The sequence below is a fragment of the Sinomonas atrocyanea genome (genome assembly GCF_001577305.1).
Classification (GTDB): Bacteria; Actinomycetota; Actinomycetes; order Actinomycetales; family Micrococcaceae; genus Sinomonas; species Sinomonas atrocyanea.
In genome coordinates, this window is sequence record NZ_CP014518.1 from 2,349,032 (window position 1) to 2,369,322 (window position 20,291).

Sequence of the window (20,291 nt, forward strand, 5' to 3'; positions counted from 1 at the left end):
CCGCTCAGACGGCCGCGTTCGCCGAGGAGCGACGCGCCTCGACGCGCTCCGCCTGCTTGCGGAGGCCGGGCTCCCGTTCGCGCAGCCACGCGTACATCGGCGCGGCGATGAAGATCGTCGCGGCGGTGCCGATCAGGATGCCGACGAACAGCGCGAGCGAGAGGTCCCGCAGCGTCCCTGCGCCGAGCAGGCCGGCACCGATGAAGAGGATCGCGGCGACGGGCAGCACGGCGACCATCATGGTGTTGATGGAGCGCACGAGGGTCTGGTTCACGGCGAGGTTGACCTCCTCGACGAAGGTCCTGCGCGTCGACGCCGTGATGTCCGCCGTGTTCTCGCGGATCTTGTCGAAGACCACCACGGTGTCATAGAGCGAATAGCTGAGGATGGTCAGGAAGCCGATGATGGCCGACGGGGTCACCTCGAACCCGCTGGCCGCGTACACCCCGGCGGTGATGATCATCGTGACGAACATGCCGGTGAGCGCGGACAGCGACATCTTCCAGGTGCGGAAGTACAGCGCCATGAGCACGGCCGCGAGGGCCACGAAGATGACGAAGCCCAGCAGGGCCTGCTTGGACACGTCCGCTCCCCACGTCGGCCCGACGAAGGATGACGTCACATGGTCGGCGGCGACCCCATAGGCGGTCGCGAGCTTGCCCTTCACCTCGAGGGTCTGGGTATCGCTGAGCCGTTCCGTCTGGACCCGCATCGTCCCGGGCGCGATGTTGCTCACCCGGGGCTGGTTGCCGGGCGCCACGGAGTCCACGGCCTGCTCGCCGCGGTGGACGTCGGTGGAGGCCGTGTCCGAGACCCGGAACTCGCTGCCGCCCCGGAACTCGATGCCGAGGTTGAACCCGCCGGTGAATACCGGGATGAGGATCGAGACGAGGACGAGCACCGCGGCCGCCCCGAGCCAGATCTTCTTGCGCTCCACGAAGGGGTAGGAGCGCTTGCCCGTGTAGAGCTCGTTGCCGAAGCGTGCGAAGAAGTTGGACATCAGTTCTCCTCCCCCGCGCCCTTGGACGCGCGGCCGCTCCGCCCGGAGGCAGCGGTCATCTCGGACTGCTTCTGGGCCTCGGCGGCGCGGCGCTCGGCGATGGTCATGCGCCGGCCGGCTTCGCGCGCGGCGGCGGCGTTCTTGGGCTTGAGGTTGGCCCTGGCGGCCTCGGAGGCCTCGCGGAGCCGGCCGGCGCCCCGATAGAGGGGCACGGCGCCGAGCCGTTCCGGGTCGAGGCCGGAGAAGCGGTGGCCCTCGCCGAAGAAGCGCGTGCGTGCGAGCACCTGCAGCATCGGGTGGGTGAACATGAAGACGACGATGAGGTCGGCGATCGCGGTGAGTCCGAGGGTGAACGCGAAGCCGCGGACGTTGCCGACCGCGACGAAGTAGAGCACCACGGCGGCGAGGAGGTTCACGGCCTTGGAGGCAAGCACGGTCCGCTTGGCGCGCTTCCACCCGTTCTCGACGGCGGAGACCAGGCCCCGGCCCTCGCGGAGCTCGTCGCGGATGCGCTCGAAGTAGACGATGAACGAGTCGGCCGTCTGGCCGATCGCGACGATGAGGCCCGCGACGCCCGCCAGGGACAGGCGGTAGTTCTCGGTCCAGCCGAGGATGGCGATCGCGAGGTAGGTCAGCGCGCCGGCGACCACGAGCGAGGCGATGGTGACGAACCCGAGCGCGCGGTACTGGAAGAGCGAGTACACCACCACGAGGAGCAGGCCGATCGCACCGGCGAGGAGGCCCATCTCGAGCTGCTGGGTGCCCAGCGTCGCCGAGATCTGGTCCTCGCTCTGGATGTCGAAGCTGATGGGCAGCGCGCCGTAGCGCAGCTGGTCCGAGAGCGCCTGGGCGCTCTGCTGGGTGAAGTTGCCGGTGATCTGCGGCCGCCCGTCAGTGATGACGGCCTGCGTCCGGGGCGCCGAGAGGACCTTGTCGTCCAGCACGATCGCGAACTGGGCCTTGGGGTCGTTCTGATTGGCCACGTAGTAGCCGTTGAGGCGTTCCGTCACGGCCTTGAACTTCTGCGTGCCCGCGTCGTTGAACTGGATGTTCACGGCCCACTCGTTGGTGACGGCACCCTGGCGGCCCTGCTGCAGCTGGAAGGAGGATCCGGCGATGTCCGTGCCGACGACCTCGACCGGGCCGAGGATGTACTTCACCGCGGGCTGGGTCCCGTTCGCGGCCTCGCAGGTCACGAGGGGCTTGCTGGGGTCGGACCGCTGGGTGCTCTCCGGCTGCGGCTTCGTGCAGTCGAGCGCCTCGTACTGCTTGTAGACGTCGGCCGTGATCCAGTTGGTGTCGCTGGCGTTCTTGGGCGCCGCCGTCGGCTTCGGGAGCTTGTCGGCCGTGAGCTGCTGGTCGGCCGGGACCGCCGCGGGATCGCCGGTCGTGAGCACGGGCCGGAAGTTCATGTCGGCGGAGGCCTGGATCAGCTGGCGCGTCTCCGCGGACGGTGTGCCCGGGAGGCTCACCACCACGTTGCGCCCCGACTGGGTGCTGATCTCGGCCTCGGACACACCGGAGCCGTCGACGCGCTGCCGGATGATCTCGACCGCCTGGTTGAGCTGGTCCTGGTTGATCTGAGACCCGCCCGAGACCTTCGGGGCGAGGATCATCTCCGTGCCGCCCTGGAGATCGAGGGCGAGCTTCGGCGCCCAGGATGCCTGGCCCGCCAGCTTTCCGCCGCCGAGGATGCCGACGAGGGCGAGCAGGATGACGCCGAGTGAGATGAGGGTCTTCAGTCCCGGCCGCGTGCGGGATCGTGCCATGGTGGTCCTTCGATGGGGGACGGCGCCCAGTGGGCGCGGAGCCGCCCGGCGGTGGCCGGGCGGCGCGTTCGGCTACTTGCTGGTGTTGCCTTCGTCGTTGAGGCGGCGCAGGGTCTCCTCCGGCGTCTCGTCGAGCCGGTCCTCAGGACGGGGGGCCGCCTCCTCGGACTTGCCGAGCGTGATCCCGGACGACGGCGCCGCGCCGGCCTCGGGGGCGGCCTCGCCCGCCAGCGGGGCAGCGGGCTCGCCGGCCGCGGGGGCGGCGGGCTCGATGACCTTGGTCACGGCCTGGCGGTGGACGGTCGCCTCGTTGCCGGGGCTCAGTTCGAGGACCACCTTGTTCTCGGCGTCGTTCACCGAGACGATCCGGCCGTAGAGGCCGAAGCTCGTCATCACCTCCACGCCGGGCGAGAACTTGGACTGCATCTCAGCCTGCTGCTGCTGCGTCTTCTTGTTCCGCCGGAACATGGTGAAGATGAAGAAGGCGAAGACCGCCAGCAGGAGGATGGTCATCAGGTCCATACAAGGTCCAATCTGTGTGGGGCTCGGGTAGCGTTCGGGCGGGTCCCGGGCGCGGCATAGGGGCCCTCGGCCACGCGAGGGTGTGATCCCAGTCTAAGGGCACGCTGCAGGGCGGCCCCGATCAGTCCAACGATCCATCGGCCTCGTCCGAGCCCGGACCGAACAGCGTTGCGCTCTCGGCGAACGGGGCGCTGGCCGGGACCGGGAGGCCGAGGTGCTCGTAGGCCAGCGGCGTGGCGATCCGCCCGCGGGGCGTCCGGCCCATGAGGCCCTCGCGGACCAGGTAGGGCTCGGCGACCGTCTCGACGGTCTCCGGTTCCTCCCCCACCGCGATCGCGAGGGTGGACAGCCCCACGGGGCCGCCCCCGAACTTCGTCACGAGTGCGGACAGGACCCCCCTGTCGAGCCGGTCAAGCCCCCGCGCGTCGACCTCGTACATGTCCAGCGCCGCGCCCGCCGCGCGCGCGTCGATCTGCTCGATGCCGTGGACGAGTGCCCAGTCCCGCACCCGGCGCAGGAGCCGGTTCGCGATGCGCGGGGTGCCCCGCGACCGCCCGGCCACCTCGGTGAACCCGGCGGAGGTCACCTTCAGGTCCAGAAGGCCCGCAGAACGGCGCAGCACGAGCTCGAGCTCCTCCACGGTGTAGAACTCGAGGTGGCCGGTGAACCCGAAGCGGTCCCGCAGCGGCCCGGGGAGGAGTCCCGCCCGGGTGGTCGCCCCGACGAGGGTGAAGGGGGGCAGGTCGAGCGGGATCGCCGTCGCGCCCGCGCCCTTGCCCACCACGATGTCGACCCGGAAGTCCTCCATCGCCATGTAGAGCATCTCCTCGGCGGGACGCGACATGCGGTGGATCTCGTCCAGGAAGAGCACCTCGCCCTCGGAGAGCGAGGACAGGATCGCGGCGAGGTCGCCGGCGTGCTGGATCGCCGGGCCGGAGGAGATCCGCAGGGGAGCATTCATCTCGCCGGCGATGATCATGGCGAGCGTGGTCTTGCCGAGGCCCGGCGGTCCGGACAGCAGCACGTGGTCCGCGGTGCGGCCGCGCATCCGGCTCGCCTCGAGCACCAGCGAGAGCTGGCGGCGGACCCGCCCCTGGCCCACGAACTCGTCGAGGAACTTGGGCCGCAGCGCCGCCTCGAGGGCCCGTTCCTCGGGCTCCTCCTGGCTGGCGACCAGCGACGGCTCAGCCACGGGCGCCGGCCTTCAGCGCCCGGGCGCCCTGGCCGAGCCAGCGCAGCGTGGCCCGCAGGATCTCGGGGACGCTTCCCGAGGCGGCGACCTCGGGAGCGTCGGCCATCGCCTTCTCGATGCTCGCGGCGGCGTCCTTCTCGCTCCACCCGAGGGAGGCCATCGCCTCGATGACCTGGGCCTTCCACGGCGCCTCGGCCCCCGCGGCGGCGACCGCGGGCTCCTGGGCGGTCCCGAGGGGCACGAGCTTGCCCTTGAGTTCCAGGACGAGCCGGGCGCCCACCTTCGGACCGATCCCCGGCACCTTGGTGAAGGCCTTCGCGTCCTCGGAGTGCGCCGCGACGCGGACCGCCTCCGGGCTGTGGACGGCCAGGACGGCCAGCGCGAGCCGCGGGCCCACCCCGGAGACGCCCAGAAGCACCTCGAAGACCTCCCGCTCCTCGGCGTCGGCGAACCCGAACAGCGTCAGGGAGTCCTCGCGCACCACGAGCGAGGTGTGGACCGTTGCCTCCTCGCCGAGCCTGAGCCCGGCGAGGGTCTGGGGCGTCGCCCAGAACGCCATGCCCGCGCCGTTGACGTCGATGACGCCCGAGGACAGCCCCACGTGGGCGACCGGACCGCGGAGGAAGCTGATCACCGATACCCCTTGCCTTGCCCGTTGCCGTGGCCGTTGGATCCGAACATATCTACGAGAACTCTAGCGGCCGACGGCGCGGACCCGCCTCAAGGGGCGCGGCGCGCCTTCGCCTCGGCTCGCCCTTCCGCCACCCGGCGCGTGCGCGGCTCATCGGCCGCGGCGCGCCTTCGCCTCCGCTTCCTGCCACAGCCTCTGCGCGGCCGTGAGCGCCGTGGCCTGCATCGCCGTCGTGCGTCCCGCCGCGGAGGGCGAGCCAGGAGCGCTGCCGCGCCACGCGTGGGCGAGGGCCAGCGCGAGCGCGTCGGCGGCGTCCGCCGGGCGCGGGGCCGTCTCGAGCCGGAGGATCTTGGTGACCATGCGCGTGACGGCGTCCTTGTCCGCGCGGCCGCTGCCGGTCACGGCGGCCTTGACCTCGCTGGGAGTGTGCAGCGCGACCGGGATGCCGCGGCGCGCCGCCGCGGCGATCACCACGCCCGAGGCCTGGGCGACGCCCATGACGGTGCTCACGTTCAGCTGGGAGAAGACGCGCTCCACGGCGACGACCTCCGGCTCGTGGCGGTCGAGCCATTCGTCGATCGCCTGGGCGATGGCCAGCAGGCGCGCGTCCAGAGGCTCGTCGGCCTTCGTCCCCACCACCCCGACGGCGACGAGGGTCGCCCGGCGGTCGGCGGCGACGTCCACGACGCCGATGCCGCAGCGGGTCAGGCCCGGGTCGACGCCCAGCACCCGCAGGCCGGCGCCCGGCCTCGCAGTCCGCGCGCCGGGCGCCTCGGGGGTACTCACGCCTCAGTCGTTCTCGAGCTCCGCCATGACGTCGTCGCTCATGCCCGCGTTCGTGTACACGTTCTGCACGTCGTCGAGGTCTTCGAGGGCATCGACGAGGCGCACGAACTTGCGCGCGCCGTCGGCGTCGAGGTCGACCTCCATCGAGGGCACGAACTCGGCCTCGTCGGTGTCGTACTCGATGCCGGCCGCGGTCAGGGCGTCGCGGATGGCCTGGAGGTCGGCGGGTTCGGAGTAGACGATCCAGTTCTCGCCGCCGTCCTTGACCTCCTCGGCACCGGCGTCGAGCACCGCCATGAGCAGGTCGTCCTCGGAGAGGCCGTTCTTTGGCAGGACCACGACGCCCTTGCGGGCGAACAGGTAGTTGACCGAGCCCTGGTCGGCCATGGAGCCGCCGTTGCGGGTGACCGCCAGGCGCACATCCGCCGCGGCGCGGTTGCGGTTCTCGGTGAGGCACTCGATGAGGAGCGCCGAGCCCTGCGGCCCGCGGGCCTCGTACATGATCTCGGTGTACTCGATCGCCTCGCCGGTCAGGCCGGCGCCGCGCTTGATGGCGCGGTCGATGTTGTCGTTGGGGACCGAGTTCTTCTTCGCCTTGCTGACGGCGAGGTCGAGCGCGGGGTTGCCGGAGAGGTCGGGGCCGCCCATGCGCGCGGCGACCTCGATGGTCTTGATGTACTTGGCGAACGCCTTGGCACGCTTGGCGTCGACGACGGCCTTCTTGTGCTTGGTGGTCGCCCATTTGGAGTGGCCGGACATGCCTACGCTTCTCCTCTGATCATGCGGATGAAAAGTTCATGGATCCGTGTCTCGCCCGTCACCTCGGGGTGGAACGATGTGGCGAGCAGCCGTCCAGAACGCACTGCGACAATTCTAGACCTGCCCCCGAGCGTCGCCGTGTGCGACGCGTGCGCTGGATCGACCTCGGCGAGGACCTCGACGTCGGGGCCGACGCGCTCGACCCACGGCCCGCGGATGAACACGGCGTGGACGGGCCCGCGGCTCTGGTCCACTTCCTTGAAGTCCAGATCCGTCTCGAACGACTCCCGCTGGCGGCCGAACGCATTGCGCCGCACCGTGATGTCGAGGCCGCCGAACGACTCCTGCGGCCTGCCTGCAAGATCAGGAGTGGGGTCCGCGATCTCGTCGGCGAGCAGGATCATCCCGGCGCACGAGCCGTACACGGGGAAGCCTGCGCGGATCTTGGCCCGCAGCGGCTCGGCGATGCCGAAGGCACGGGCCAGCTTGTCAATGGTGGTGGACTCCCCGCCGGGGACCACGAGGCCGTCGACCTCGTCGAGTTCCTCGGGACGGCGCACCTTGACCGCCCGCGCGCCGGCCTGCTCGAGGGCTGCGAGGTGCTCGCGCACATCGCCCTGCAGGGCGAGCACACCGACCACGGGCGCGCCCTGGTCCTGGGCTGGGCGGGGATCCGGTGCTGACTGCGGCGGGGTCGGGGCGTTCGATGTCACCGTGACAGTCTAGTCGGGACCCTCCGCGGCGGTTCCCCGGGGCCCCGCCGGTAGCATGGAGCGCAGACCCGCAGGACAACAGATGAGGACAGCACTATGTGCGGAATCGCCGGCTATTTCGGCGCTGGGCTCGATGAATCGCTGCTGGCGGCGATGAACACCTGCATCGTGCACCGGGGGCCCGACGGCGAGGGCTACTTCACCGACGGCAGCGTGGGGCTCGCGCACCGGCGGCTCGCGATCGTCGACGTCGCCCACGGCCAGGAGCCGATGATCAGTGCCGACGGCCAGACGGTCCTCGTCTACAACGGGGAGGTCTACAACTACCGGGAACTGCGGGCCGAGCTCGAAGCGGCCGGCCGCAGCTTCCGCACCGCCTCCGACACCGAAGTGGTGCTGCAGGCGTACGAGGAGTGGGGCGCCGAGGCGTTCGACCGGTTCAACGGCATGTTCGGCCTGGCCATCTTCGACCGGCACCGGGGCCAGCTGGTCCTGGCCCGTGACCACTTCGGCATCAAGCCGCTCTACTGGGCCAATGCCGGCACCGAGCAGGATCCCCGGCTGCTGTTCGCCTCGGAGATCAAGCCGATCCTCGCCACAGGGCTCGTCGAGGCCCGGCCCAACGAGCGGATCCTGTACCGGTACCTCCAGTACCGCATCCACGACGACACCGAGGAGACCTTCTTCGACGGCGTCCGCAAGCTGCTCCCGGGCGAGATGATGACGGTGGACCTCGCCACGAGCCGCTTCCGCATCTCCTCCTTCACGCGCCTGCGGGAAGAGCTCGCCGAGCTGGCCGAGGTCAACACGCCCTACACGCCCGAGGTCATCGACGAGTACCGGCGCCGCTTCACCGAGGCCATCCGGATCCGCCTGAACTCCGAGGTCCCCGTGGGCAGCGCGCTCTCGGGCGGGCTGGACTCGTCCGCCGTCGTCGTCACCATCAACCGGCTCATGCAGGAGAAGGCGGAGGGCCTCGAGGCCGTCGGCGCGAAGCAGAACACATTCAGCGCGGTCTTCCCCAACGCGATCAACGACGAGGAGGCGTACGCCGACGCCGCCATCGCCGCGTGCAGCGGCACCATCGAGGCGCACAAGATCAAGCCCACCCCGGAGGGCTTCGACGCGGACCTGGCCGACTTCGTGCGGACCATGGAGGAGCCCATCATCTCCTCGGGCCCCTACGCGCAGTACTGCGTCATGAAGGAGGCCTCCAAGCACGTCACGGTGCTCCTGGACGGCCAGGGCGCCGACGAGATGATGGCGGGCTACATCCCCTACTACTTCGCCTACCTCCGCCAGCTCAAGGCTGCCGGCGACTACGCGACGCTGGCCAAGGAGTCGGGCTCGAGCCTGGACATCTTCTACCGGCTCGGCCGCTTCCGGCTCAAGGGCATGGCGAGCGGCAAGAAGACCGTCTCGATGGGCACCCTGCTGAAGAAGTCGTGGACCGGCAAGTTCTCGGGCGAGTCCTTCGGCAACATCCCGGCGAACCTCAAGGCCCGGCTCATCGACGACCTGTTCGCCAAGTCCCTGCCCTCGCTGCTGCGCTACGAGGACAAGAACACGATGCGCTTCTCCCTCGAGGGCCGCGTGCCGTTCCTCGACAAGGAAGTGGTCAAGTACCTGTTCAGCCTCTCCGACGAGGCGATCATCAAGGAGGGCTGGAACAAGCGCGTGCTCCGCGACGCCACGCGCGGCCTCCTGCCCGAGATGATCAGCAACCGGCGCAACAAGATCGGCTTCACCACGCCCGAGGCCGAGTGGTTCACGCTCATGAAGGAGCGCATCTACAAGGTCTTCATGTCCAACTCGTTCTACTCGCGCCCGTACTGGGACCGCGAGCAGGTCCTCACCGCCTTCGAGGAGTACCTCAACGGCAAGAACGACGCCGACACGATGATCTTCTGGCGCCTGCTGAACGTCGAGCTGTGGCTGCGCGAGTTCATCGACAAGGACGAGGCGCCCGCCGACGTCAAGGCGGACAAGAGCGACTACGAGGCCAACCCCGGCAAGGAGCTCGACATCGCCTCGGGCTCGGGGGTGTACCGCCGCTACCCCCTGCAGACGGACGTCTTCGCGAAGGACACCGAGCTCGCTCCGGCCGTCACGTCCTACGTGGAGCGGTTCTTCGACGGGCTGCCCGGCGCCCCCGAGGAGGCGCGCGCCGCCGTCGACGGCAAGGCGTGGTACCTGCTGGTGAGCGAGAAGATCGTCGCGATCACGCAGGGCCGGTCCTTCCCGGTCTGGGAGATCGAGGTCTCCCCCGCCGCCCGGGTCCTGTCGAAGTTCGTCACCCGCACCCCCGCGGGGATCGGGCTCGGGAGCCCCTGGTCGATGCAGATCGCGATCAACGAGGTGGGCCTGCCGCTCATCGCCAAGGCCGCCGCGGCCTCCGTGGTGGGCAAGCTGCAGGGCAAGAGCGGCGTCTTCTACGACGTGGTCGGGAACAACATCAACGCGATCGACGGCGCCACGCCGTACAGCCTCGGCGCCGCGAGCAACTCGGTCAAGCTCGCCCCGAAGGACCCCGAGGGCGTGGCCCGCGCCCTCAGCGCGGCCGTCCGCGCGGCGCTGCCGGCCCGCGCCGCGGAGCTGTTCGGCGGCACCGCCATCATGGACGCCAACGACCTCGGCGTCGTCGTCATGGGCCACGACACGGACCTGCCGACCGAGACGATCGCCGGCATGTTCAAGGACAACCCCCAGGGCCAGGGGGCCCAGGCCACCCCGATGTCGCTCGTGTTCACGCAGGGCTGACACGCCCGCCCGGCGGATACCGGGTACGACGGCGGCCGCGCACCTCGCGCGGCCGCCGTCGCCCGTTCTGGGGGCCGGCGGCGCACCGGCGCGGCCCCCTTGTCCGCGTGCCGCGGCACATGAAAGCCTCACTTCATGACGAACCCGCTCCTCGCCCCCAGCCCGCTGCCCTACGGGCTCCCGCCCTTCGCCGACCTCAACGATGCCGACTACGCGGAGGCCGTCCGGGCCGGCCTGGCCGAGCACCTCGCCGAGATCGACGCGATCGCCGGCAGCAGCGCCGCGCCGGACTTCGAGAACACCGCGGTGGCGATGGAGCGCTCGGGCGCCCTGCTGAACCGTGCCGTCTCGGCGTTCATGACGCTCGTGTCCTCGCACGGCACCGACGGCATCCGGGCCCTCGAGAGCGAGCTCATGCCCGAGCTCTCGGCCCACGAGGACGCCGTCTACCTCAACCGCACGCTCTACGAGCGCTTCGCCGCCATCCCCGTGGAGGGCCTCGACCCGGAGTCCGAGCGCCTGGTCTCCGAATGGCTCGCCGCCTTCCGGCGCGCCGGGATCGCCCTCGACGAGGCCGGCCAGGAGCGCCTGCGCGAGGTCAACGCCGAGCTCACCCGCCTCGGGACGGAGTACGGCCAGCGGGTCGCGAAGGGCATCAACGAGGCCGCGGTCCTCGTCACCGACCCCGCCGAGCTCGCGGGCATGCCGGAGGACGACAGGGCCTCCGCCGCCGAGGCGGCCCGCGCCGCCGGGCACGAGTCCGGCTGGCTGCTCACGTTCATCCAGCCCACGGCCCAGCCCCACCTTGCCGTGCTCGAGGACCGCGGCCTGCGCCGCCGCATCTTCGAGGCTTCGGTCTCCCGCGGCAGCTCCGGCGGGGGGACCGACGTCCTCGACCTCGTCACCGCGATGGCCCGGCTGCGCGCCGAGAAGGCCGAGCTGCTCGGCTTCGCCGACTTCGCCGAGCTGGCCGTCGACGACCAGACCGCGCCGTCGATCTCGGCTGTGGAGGACATGCTGGGACGGCTGGCTCCGGCGGCCGTGCGCAATGCCGCGGGCGAGGCGGAGGCACTCGCCGAGGCCGCGGGCCACGAGCTCGAGCCGTGGGACTGGGCCTTCTACTCCGCCAAGGTCCGCCGGGAGCGGTACTCCGTGGACGAGCAGGCCCTGCGGCCCTACTTCGAGCTGGACAGGGTGCTCGAGGACGGCGTCTTCTACGCCGCCGGGAGGCTCTTCGGCCTCACGTTCCGGGAGCGGCCCGACCTCTCGGGCTACCACGAGGACGTGCGCGTCTGGGAGGTGCTCGACGCCGACGGCTCGGGCCTCGGGCTCTTCCTCGGCGACTACTTCGCCCGGCCCACGAAGCGGGGCGGGGCGTGGATGAACTCGCTCGTGGAGCAGTCGCGGCTGCTGGGCCACGCCCCCGTGGTCATCAACAACCTCAACGTCCCCAAGCCCCCGGCCGGCGAGCCCGCGCTCCTGACGCTGGACGAGCTCCGGACGGTCTTCCATGAGTTCGGCCACGCCCTCCACGGCATGCTCTCCGACGTGCAGTACCCGCGCTTCTCCGGGACCAACGTGCCCCGGGACTTCGTCGAGTACCCGTCCCAGGTGAACGAGATGTGGATCTTCGATCCCGACGTCGTGGCGAACTACGCGCGCCACCACGCCACGGGCGAGCCGCTCCCCGCGGAGACCCTCGCCCGGCTCGACGCCGCCCGGCTGTGGGGCGAGGGCTTCGCCACGACCGAGTACCTCGGCGGCTCCCTGCTCGACCTGGCCTGGCACCGGCTCCGCCGGGGCGAGGAGGCCCAGGACGCCCTCGCATTCGAGGCGAAGGCGCTCGCCGATGCCGGGGTGTCCGTGCCCCTCGTGCCGCCGCGCTACCGCACCGGCTACTTCCAGCACATCTTCGCCGGCGGCTGGTACGCCGCCGGCTACTGGTCCTACATCTGGAGCGAGGTCCTCGACGCGGACACCGTCGAGTGGTTCAAGGAGAACGGCGGGCTCACCCGCGCCAACGGAGAGACCTTCCGCCGCGAGCTCCTCTCCCGCGGGAACTCCCGGGACCCGCTGGCCTCATTCCGGGCGTTCCGTGGCCGGGACGCGGACGTTGCGCCGCTCCTGGCGCGCCGCGGCCTCGACTGAGCCGGGCAGGCCTTCTTCCGCGGGCGCGGTCCTCGGGGCACCGTGCCCGCGCGCTGCGCTCTATGGACGTTGTGCCCTGCCGCCGCACGCGCGGCGGGAGGACAGTGGAGGAACGCGAGGAGGTCGCCATGCACGTCTTCAAGGACAGGTCCCAGGCCGGCCGGGAGCTCGCCAGGGCCCTCACCCGGTACCGCCACCAGGACGCGGTGGTCCTCGGACTCCCCCGCGGCGGGGTCCCGGTCGCCTTCGAGGTGGCGGTGGCCCTCGATGTGCCGCTCGACGTGATCATCGTGCGCAAGCTCGGCGTGCCCTTCCAGCCCGAGCTAGCGATGGGCGCCATCGGCGAGGGGGGCGTGCGCGTGCTGGACGAGCACGTCATCGCCGTGTCGGGTGCCACCGAACGCGAGCTCGCCCTGGTCGAGGCCCGCGAGCGCGAGGTGCTGCGGGAGCGCACCACGCGCATCCGCGCGGTGCGGCCGCAGGAGGACCTGCGGGGGAAGACGGCGATCGTGGTGGACGACGGGATCGCCACGGGCTCGACGGCGCGCGCCGCGTGCCGGGTGGCACACGCCCTCGGCGCAGCCCGGGTGGTCCTCGCCGTTCCGGTGGGCCCGGCGGACACCGTGGGCGAGATCGCGGAGGCGGACGAGGTGATCTGCCTGACCACCCCTTCCCCCTTCCGGGCGGTCGGACGGTTCTACCGCGACTTCTCGGCGACGACGGACGACGACGTGCTGCAGCTCCTCGACGCCGCGGGCCGCCGTGCGGTGCATCCCGGGCCGGTGGACTCCCCCGCCTCGATCGACGAGGACGTCGCCATCCCGGTGGACGACACGACCGTCCGGGGCTCGCTGCACCTGCCCGCCACCGGAGCCATCGTCGTCTTCGCGCACGGCAGCGGCAGCAGCCGGCACAGCCCGCGGAACCGCGCCGTGGCCAGGGTGCTGCGGGATGCGGGCTTCGGAACGCTCCTCATGGACCTCCTCTCCCCGGAGGAGGAGCTGCTGCGGCACGCCGTGTTCGACGTCGAGCTCCTCGCCGCCCGCCTGACGGCCGTGACCGACTGGCTGCGCGCGGTGAGCGCGGGGCCCCCGCGCCCCGTCGGCTACTTCGGAGCGAGCACGGGCGCCGCGGCCGCGCTCTGGGCCGCCGCCGAGCCCGGGGCGGACATCGGTGCGGTGGTCTCGCGCGGCGGACGCCCGGACCTCGCAGGTCCCCGGCTCTCGGCGGTGCGCGCGCCGACCCTGCTGATCGTCGGCGGCGCGGACCGCCAGGTCCTCGAGCTCAACCGGGAGGCCGCGGCGCAGCTCACCTGCCGCCACCGCCTCGAGATCGTTCCCGGGGCTACGCACCTGTTCGAGGAGACGGGGGCGCTCGACGCCGTCGCGCGGCTCGCGCGGGACTGGTTCGCCGAGCACCTCGTGGGCGAATCCGAGCCGCGGGCGAGGGCGGGCACTCCCTGAGCCGGGCACGCCCGGAGCCGCAGCCGCTCCCCCGGCGTCCCGTCAGGGCCGTCAGGGCCTGGGCTGCTGGTGCGCGGCCAGGTAGGCGACGAGGCCGCCGACGGTGGCCACCGCCGGATAGTCGTGTTCGGGGATGTCGATCGCGGTCGCCGCTGCCAGCTGCTCGATGAGCCGCAGGAAGTCGAGGGAATCGAGGTCGAGGTCCTGTCGGAGCCGGTCCGAGTCGTCCAGCGTCTGCGGGTCGATCTCGGGGGCGATCTGGCGCAGCGCCGCGGCGACGGCCTCGCGGGGGTCCACGGGTGTCATAGGTCCTCCGGGGTGAGCAGGAGCTCCTGGAGCCGGGTGAGGTAGCGGCTGCCGCCGAGGCCGTCGCTCACCCGGTGGTCGGCGGAGAGGGTTGCCGTGGCGGCCATCCGGACGCCGAGCATGCCGTTCTCCGCCCAGGGCCGCTCGGCCACCCTCCCGAGCCCCACCATGGCCACCTGCGGGGGCACGATCACGCCGAACACGGCGTCGACCCCGAGGTCGCCGAGGCTCGTGGCCGTGATCGTGGCGCTGGCCATCTCCGTCCGTGCGAGGCGTCCCGCCCGCGCGCGGGCCACGAGGTCGCGCAGCTTCTGCATGAGCTCGTCCACGCTGAGGGTGTCGGCGTCGAGCAGCGCTGGGGCCACCAGGCCGCCCCCGCGCAGGGCGACGGCGACGCCGAGGTGCACGCGGTCGCTCGGGTCGAAGCCGTGGTCGGTCCAGTAGCCGTTCATGCCCGGGACCTCCTTGGCCGCGACGGCCGCGGCCTTGAGCAGGAAGGCCGCGGGGACGAGGCGGTCGGAGACGGGCCGGGCCAGGTTGCGCTCCTGCAGGACGGCGCCCATCCGGGCGAGGTCGAGGGTCGTGCTCAGGTAGTAGTGCGGGATCGTGGCCTTGGACTTGGCCATGAGGGCGCCGAGGGAGGCGCGCAGGCTGGCCGTGCGCCCCTCTGCGGGGGCCACGGCGGCGGGGGCCTCCGCGGCGCGGGCGGGGGTCGGCTCCTGCGGTGGCGTGGGCGGCGGAGCGGCGTGCTCCGGGAGGCCGGCGGGGGGCGCGCCGGGAGCGGGGAGGCCAGGGGCGGCGGCCGCGGCCCTGCGGACGTCCGCCTCGGAGATGCTCCCCTGCTGGCCCGTGCCGGCCACGGTGGCGAGGTCGATGCCGAGCTGGGCCGCGAGCCGCCGCGCGAGGGGCGAGGACCGCACGCGCCGGCCGGCCGGCGTCGGCCGCGGGACCGCAGGCGGCGCGGCGGCCGCCTCTGCCTCCGCCGGCGGCGCGGCCGGCTCGGGAGGCGGTGCGGCGGGGACGGGCCCGCCCTCGTCCGCGGGTCGCCGCTCGTCCCGGGGGCCGGCCTCTTCCCCCGGCTCAGCGAGGCTCAGGATGGGCGTCCCGACCGGGACGGTCTCGGCGAGGTCCACGAGGTAGCCGCCCACGACGCCGTCCTCGAAGGACTCGACGTCCATGAGGGTCTTGTCCGTGTCGACGACCGCGATGAGGTCTCCTTGGTGGATCGCGTCGCCCGGATGCACGAGCCATTCGACCACCTTGCCGTGCTCCATGTCCGCCCCGAGCGAGGGCATGCGCAGCTCATGCACCGGCGCCCACCGCCTCGAGCGCCGCGGCGACCACCCGGGCGGCGGAGGGCAGGGCGGCCTCCTCGAGGTGCTTGGGGTAGGGCATGGGCACCTCCGCTCCGCAGACGCGGGCCACGGGGGCGTCGAGCTCGTAGAAGGCCTTCTCCGCGATCCTGGCGGCGATCTCGGCCGAGAGGCTGCCGCTGCGCCACGCCTCGTCGACGATGACCGCCCGGTGGGTGCGTGCCACGCTGGCGAGGATCGTCTCCTCGTCGAGCGGGCGCAGCGTGCGCAGGTCGATGACCTCCGCGGCCACGCCCCGCTCGGCGAGCTGCGCGGCGGCGTCGAGCGTGAGCGGGAGGGTGCCCCCGTATGTGATGAGCGTGACGTCGGTGCCCGGCCGCCGGATCTCGGCGCGGTCGATCCCGACCGGGCCGGCGTCGTCGGCCAGCTCGCCCTCGGCCGCATACAGCGAGCCGTGCTCGAAGATGAGGACCGGGTCCGGATCCGCCAGGGCCGTCCAGAGCATCCCGCGGGCGTCCTCGAGGGTCGCGGGGGCGAGCAGACGCAGGCCAGGGATGTGGGCGTACCAGCCCTCCAGGCTGTGGGAGTGCTGTGCGCCGAGCTGCCGCCCCGCGCCCGTGGTCATGCGGATCACGAGGGGGACGTTGAACTGGCCCCCGGACATGTGCAGCAGGGACGCGGCGCTGTTGACGATCTGGTCCAGGGCCAGGAGGCTGAAGTTCACGGTCATGATCTCGACGATGGGCCGCATGCCGTTCAGTGCCGCCCCGATGCCGGCGCCGACGAAGCCGGACTCCGACAGGGGGGTGTCGCGGACGCGCTCGGGCCCGAACTCCTCGAGCAGGCCCAGGCTCACCGCGTAGCAGCCGCCGTAGGCGCCCACGTCCTCGCCCATGAGGAACACCCGGTCGTCGCGCTGCAGGGCCTCACGGAGGGCCGCGCGCATGGCCTCCCGGTAGGTCGTCTTCACGGTGCGCGCCCCTCGCTGTACACAAAGCGCTCCAGGGTCTCGATGGGCTCGAGGGTGCCCGCCTCGGCGAACGCGATGGCGTCCTGGACCTCGTCCTCGGCTTCGCGCTCGAGCGCGGCCCACCCGGCGTCGTCCAGGTCGCCGGCGGAGGTCAGCGACGAGCGGAGGAGCGGGATGGGGTCGCGCTCCATCCAGGCGGCGACCTCGGCCCGCTCGCGGTATCGCTCGGGATCGAACATCGAGTGGGCGCGGAAGCGGTAGGTGCGCAGCTCGAGGAAGTACGGGCCGCCCCCGGCCCGGACCGAGTCCACGGCCTTCCTCGCGGCGTCGGCCACGGCGAGGGCGTCCATCCCGTCCACTTCCCACGAGGGGACGCCGTAGGAGGAGGCCTTGAGCGCGAGGTCGGTCTGCGACTCGGAGCGGGCGAGGGCGGTCCCCATGGCGTAGAGGTTGTTCTCGCAGCAGAAGAGCACGGGCAGGCGCCACAGGGCCGCGAGGTTGATGCTCTCGTGGAACTCCCCCTCGGCCATCGCGCCCTCGCCGAAGAAGCACACCGTCACGCGGTCGCGGCCCTGCATCGCGTCGGCGAGGGCCAGCCCGACGGCGAGGGGCAGCCCGCCGGCCACAATCGCGTTGCCGCCGAAGAAGCGCGCGTCAGCGTCGAACAGGTGCATGGACCCGCCGCGGCCGTGGCTGCACCCCTCGGCGCGGCCGTACATCTCGGCCATGAGCTTCCTTGCCGGGATGCCGGCCAAGAGGGCGTGCCCGTGCTCCCGGTAGGTGGCCACGATCGCGTCCCCCGGCTCGAGGGCACTCGTGACGCCCGCGACGACGGCCTCCTCGCCGATGGACACGTGGAGGAACCCGCGGATCTTCTGCTCGGTGTAGAGCCGCACGCACGCCTCCTCGAGGCGCCGCACCCGCAGCATCGCCCTCAGGAGCGCGCGGGGGCTGCCGGGGCCCGCCGCCGCGGCGTCCGCGGGCGCCGTCATGGCCGGGCCTCGAGGGTGGAGACATCGCCTTCCGGCAGGCCCAGCTCGCGGGCGCGCAGGAGGCGGCGGAGCACCTTGCCGCTGCGGGTGTGCGGCAGGGCCGCTACGAAGTCGATCTCGCGCGGGGCCACCGCGGCGCCCAGGCGGCGGCGCGCGAAGCCGAGGATGTCGAGGCGGAGGGCCTCGCCGCCCTCGTACCCCGGGCGCAGTTCCAGGAAGGCCTTGACCAGTTCCCCGGCCACGGGGTCTGGCACGCCGATGACCCCGGCTTCCGCCACGGCGGGGTGTTCCATGAGGGCGCTCTCGACCTCGAAGGGGCCGATGAGGTGGCCGGAGGACTTGATGACGTCGTCGCCGCGGCCCACGAACCAGTAGTACCCGTCAGCGTCCCGGGTCGCGAGGTCGCCGGTGAGGTACCAGCCGCCGACGAAGCACTTGCGGTAGCGCTCGTCCTCGTTGAGGTAGCCGCGGAACATGGAGGGCCAGCCGGGCCGCAGCGCGAGCTCGCCCACCTCCCCGGGGTGCTCCACGGGCAGCGCCTCGCCGTGCTCGAGCACCGGGCGCCCGTCCCGGTCCCGCTGCAGCACGGTCGCCTCCACCCCGGGCAGCGGCCTGCCCATCGATCCCGGGCGGATGTCCATCGCGGCGTAGTTGGAGATCATGATGCCGCCGGTCTCGGTCTGCCACCAGTTGTCGTGCACGGGCAGTCCCAGCGCCTCCTGCCCCCACAGCACGACCTCGGGGTTGAGCGGCTCGCCGACGCTCGCGACGAAGCGCAGCGCCGACAGGTCGTGGCCGGAGGCCCGCTCGGCGCCGGCCTTCATCAGCATCCGCAGCGCAGTCGGGGCCGTGTACCAGACGCCCACCCGTTCCGCGGCGAGGATGCGGTACCAGCGGTCGACGTCGAGCTCCTCCTCGTCGACGACCGCGGTGACCCCGTGCACGAGGGGGGCGATGATCCCGTACGACGTGCCGGTGACCCAGCCCGGGTCCGCGGTGCACCAGTAGACGTCCCCCTGGTGGAGATCGAGCGCGTAGCGCCCCGTGGCCCAGTGGGCCACCACCGCCTCGTGGACGTGCAGGGCGCCCTTGGGCGTTCCGGTGGTCCCGCTCGTGAAGTGCAGGAGGGCGTAGTCCCCCGGCCGGGTCGGCACCGTCTCGGCGAGGGGCTCGGCCGTCTGCAAGAGCGCGGCCAGATCGAGCGTGTCCGGCTCGGGGTCGCCGTCCGCGTCGACGAGGAGCACGTGGCGCAGGTCCGGGCAGTCGGGCCGGAGGGCCGCGACCTTCTTCCGGTACAGCGACCGCGTGGTGACGAGCACCTGGGCGCCGCCGAGGCGCAGCCGCTGCCGGACGGGGTCGGGTCCGAACGCGGAGAACAGGGGGCAGAACACGCCGCCTGCCTTGAGCGTCCCCAGGACGGCTGTGTACAGCTCGGGGCGCCTGCCCAGGAGCGAGAAGACGCGGGCGCCCTCCTTAAGGCCGAGGGCCCTGAGGAGGCCGGCGAACCGGGCCGTCCGCTCGGCGAGGACCGCGTAGGTGAGCGACTCGACCGCACCGTCCGCGCGCACGAAGCGCAGCGCCTCGTGCTGGGCCCGTGGCCCGACGGCGTGCCGGTCGACGGCCTCGTGGGCGATGTTGAGGGCGCCCCCAGGCAGCCCGTCGAGGTGCTGGCGGGCTCCCTGCCAGGTGAAGGACGAGCATTCGCGCGCGTAGTCCGCCAGGTGCGGGGGGACTGCGAGCGCGGACGGATCCTTGTGGATCGTGGGCCACACGGTGCCCGTCGGTGTCTCGGCGCTCACCTCACCATGACACGCCCGGCGATCCGGGCCGGCCCAGTGCCTAAAGTCCCCGCGGCGGGGCCCGGCGCGGTGGTTGGGCTCGAAGATGTCGTCGACGTTGATGCCGGTGTCCACAGTGGGCGTCCGCAACGCGGCAGCCGCACTCGGATCTCGGACGGCACATGGCAGATCTTCGAGCGGAGCGCCCTGGCGAGATCGAGGCGGCGAAGCCACTGTTCGCCTTATGGTTCCTTCGTTCCGACGAGATGTCCTGACAGGACGTCCTGCCCTTGAGCTCCCTCAGTAGGCGGCGCATCGGGGCCTGGGGCTCACCGCACCCCCCCTAGCTGGCCTGCCCGGACTCGTTGCCGTCTGTGGGCTCCTCGTGGAGCCGCTGGAGCGCGGCCTTGCGCGCGCCGCGGATGTGCGCCCTGACGGCCCGTTTGGCCGCGGCGGGGTCTCCGGCGAGTATCGCGTCCAAGATCCGCCGATGCTCTACCCGCGACTTCTCAAGGCGCCCGGGCATCCGCAGGGTGGTCTCGATGCCCCGGGAGAGGATTTCCTGCAGCACGCCCTGGGTCTGGGCGAGGAAGCGGTTGCCTGCGGCTTCGACGATGCGCAGGTGGAAGGCTGCATCGAGCTCCTGAAGGCGACGCCAGTCCACCTCAGCCTCGGAGCTTGCGGCTGCGAGGCTCTCGTGGGCAGCGCTGACGGCCTCGAGTCTTGCCGGGTCGCGGTAGCTGGCCGCCCAGGCCGCTGCCGGCACCTCCAGCACTTCCCGCATGTCGTAGAGCTCCTCGATGGCGATGTCCTCGCCGTAGAGGGCTGCGCGCAGCTTGCGGGTGGGCTCCGGGTCGGCGACGAAGACCCCGCTCCCGTGCCGGACGTCCACCCGCCCCTGGGCCTTCAGCGCACCGAGCGCCTCCCGCAGCGACGGCCGCCCGACGCCCAGCTTCGCTGCGAGTTCACGTTCGGGAGGGAGCCTGTCGCCAGGATGCAGGTGCTCGCTCGCGATGACGTCGAGGATCCGCCGCATGACCAGCTCGGACACGCTGCCCTGCCGGACCGGCGCCCACGCCTCCTGAGCCTGCATCGTTCCCCTCCTGTCACTCGAGCACACACCGTCTCGAAGGTAAGACCACCTTACCTGTTTTCTCCGAAATATCTTCCAGAGGGGGTTGTGCCCCTC

At 72.0% G+C, this 20,291-nt stretch carries 17 protein-coding genes; 3 read left to right on the forward strand and 14 right to left on the reverse strand.

What is annotated here, in order from left to right:
• Nucleotides 1-4: 4 nt before the first annotated feature.
• The 8 genes from secF to pdxT form a co-directional block, all read right to left on the reverse strand.
• The gene (gene secF, locus SA2016_RS10775) at nt 5-1,000 is read right to left on the reverse strand and encodes a protein translocase subunit SecF (RefSeq protein ID WP_066497956.1); all 996 of its coding nucleotides are present in this window, start codon (nt 998-1,000) and stop codon (nt 5-7) included.
• The gene (gene secD / locus SA2016_RS10780; protein WP_066497957.1) at nt 1,000-2,769 is read right to left on the reverse strand and encodes a protein translocase subunit SecD; all 1,770 of its coding nucleotides are present in this window, start codon (nt 2,767-2,769) and stop codon (nt 1,000-1,002) included. Before secD ends, secF begins: the two co-directional genes overlap by 1 nt.
• A gap of 72 nt (nt 2,770-2,841) precedes the next feature.
• Nucleotides 2,842-3,282, reverse strand: a complete 441-nt coding sequence (yajC, locus tag SA2016_RS10785; protein ID WP_084249765.1) for a preprotein translocase subunit YajC — start codon at nt 3,280-3,282, stop codon at nt 2,842-2,844.
• A gap of 130 nt (nt 3,283-3,412) precedes the next feature.
• Nucleotides 3,413-4,483 (reverse strand): Holliday junction branch migration DNA helicase RuvB, encoded by a 1,071-nt coding sequence (gene ruvB / locus SA2016_RS10790; RefSeq protein ID WP_066497959.1) that lies wholly within the window; start codon nt 4,481-4,483, stop codon nt 3,413-3,415.
• On the reverse strand, nt 4,476-5,117 hold the full coding sequence (gene ruvA / locus SA2016_RS10795; protein WP_066497960.1) for a Holliday junction branch migration protein RuvA: 642 nt from the start codon (nt 5,115-5,117) through the stop codon (nt 4,476-4,478). The genes ruvB and ruvA overlap by 8 nt, the downstream gene beginning before the upstream one ends.
• A 147-nt stretch (nt 5,118-5,264) precedes the next feature.
• The gene (ruvC, locus tag SA2016_RS10800) at nt 5,265-5,849 is read right to left on the reverse strand and encodes a crossover junction endodeoxyribonuclease RuvC (RefSeq protein ID WP_066502344.1); all 585 of its coding nucleotides are present in this window, start codon (nt 5,847-5,849) and stop codon (nt 5,265-5,267) included.
• 54 nt (nt 5,850-5,903) lie between these two features.
• On the reverse strand, nt 5,904-6,659 hold the full coding sequence (locus tag SA2016_RS10805; protein ID WP_066497961.1) for a YebC/PmpR family DNA-binding transcriptional regulator: 756 nt from the start codon (nt 6,657-6,659) through the stop codon (nt 5,904-5,906).
• Nucleotides 6,660-6,661: 2 nt separating this feature from the next.
• Nucleotides 6,662-7,300: a pyridoxal 5'-phosphate synthase glutaminase subunit PdxT gene (gene pdxT, locus SA2016_RS10810; protein WP_066497963.1), complete on the reverse strand. Its 639-nt coding sequence runs from the start codon at nt 7,298-7,300 to the stop codon at nt 6,662-6,664.
• A 168-nt stretch (nt 7,301-7,468) separates the two neighbouring features.
• On the opposite strand from pdxT, the gene asnB reads away from it, so the two are divergent.
• From asnB to SA2016_RS10825, 3 genes are all read left to right on the forward strand, one after another.
• Nucleotides 7,469-10,132 (forward strand): asparagine synthase (glutamine-hydrolyzing), encoded by a 2,664-nt coding sequence (asnB, locus tag SA2016_RS10815; RefSeq protein ID WP_066497964.1) that lies wholly within the window; start codon nt 7,469-7,471, stop codon nt 10,130-10,132.
• Nucleotides 10,133-10,267: 135 nt separating this feature from the next.
• Nucleotides 10,268-12,280, forward strand: coding sequence for a M3 family metallopeptidase (locus SA2016_RS10820; protein WP_066497965.1), 2,013 nt, complete (start codon nt 10,268-10,270; stop codon nt 12,278-12,280).
• Nucleotides 12,281-12,408: 128 nt separating this feature from the next.
• On the forward strand, nt 12,409-13,743 hold the full coding sequence (locus tag SA2016_RS10825) for a phosphoribosyltransferase family protein (RefSeq protein ID WP_066502345.1): 1,335 nt from the start codon (nt 12,409-12,411) through the stop codon (nt 13,741-13,743).
• A 51-nt stretch (nt 13,744-13,794) separates the two neighbouring features.
• Here the strand turns inward: SA2016_RS10825 and SA2016_RS10830 are convergent, their stop codons facing one another.
• The 6 genes from SA2016_RS10830 to SA2016_RS10855 form a co-directional block, all read right to left on the reverse strand.
• Nucleotides 13,795-14,049: a phosphopantetheine-binding protein gene (locus SA2016_RS10830; RefSeq protein ID WP_066497966.1), complete on the reverse strand. Its 255-nt coding sequence runs from the start codon at nt 14,047-14,049 to the stop codon at nt 13,795-13,797.
• Nucleotides 14,046-15,344: a dihydrolipoamide acetyltransferase family protein gene (locus SA2016_RS10835; protein WP_257125747.1), complete on the reverse strand. Its 1,299-nt coding sequence runs from the start codon at nt 15,342-15,344 to the stop codon at nt 14,046-14,048. Before SA2016_RS10835 ends, SA2016_RS10830 begins: the two co-directional genes overlap by 4 nt.
• Nucleotides 15,345-15,351: 7 nt before the next feature.
• Entirely contained in the window at nt 15,352-16,332 is a 981-nt protein-coding gene (locus SA2016_RS10840) for an alpha-ketoacid dehydrogenase subunit beta (protein WP_066497970.1), read from the reverse strand.
• On the reverse strand, nt 16,329-17,324 hold the full coding sequence (pdhA, locus tag SA2016_RS10845; RefSeq protein WP_066497972.1) for a pyruvate dehydrogenase (acetyl-transferring) E1 component subunit alpha: 996 nt from the start codon (nt 17,322-17,324) through the stop codon (nt 16,329-16,331). The genes SA2016_RS10840 and pdhA overlap by 4 nt, the downstream gene beginning before the upstream one ends.
• Nucleotides 17,321-19,123 (reverse strand): acetate--CoA ligase, encoded by a 1,803-nt coding sequence (gene acsA, locus SA2016_RS10850; protein ID WP_066497974.1) that lies wholly within the window; start codon nt 19,121-19,123, stop codon nt 17,321-17,323. The genes pdhA and acsA overlap by 4 nt, the downstream gene beginning before the upstream one ends.
• Nucleotides 19,124-19,445: 322 nt before the next feature.
• Nucleotides 19,446-20,195 carry a FadR/GntR family transcriptional regulator gene (locus tag SA2016_RS10855; RefSeq protein ID WP_066497976.1) on the reverse strand — a complete coding sequence of 250 codons (750 nt, stop codon included), beginning with the start codon at nt 20,193-20,195 and terminating at the stop codon, nt 19,446-19,448.
• Between the last annotated feature and the right edge of the window lie 96 nt (nt 20,196-20,291).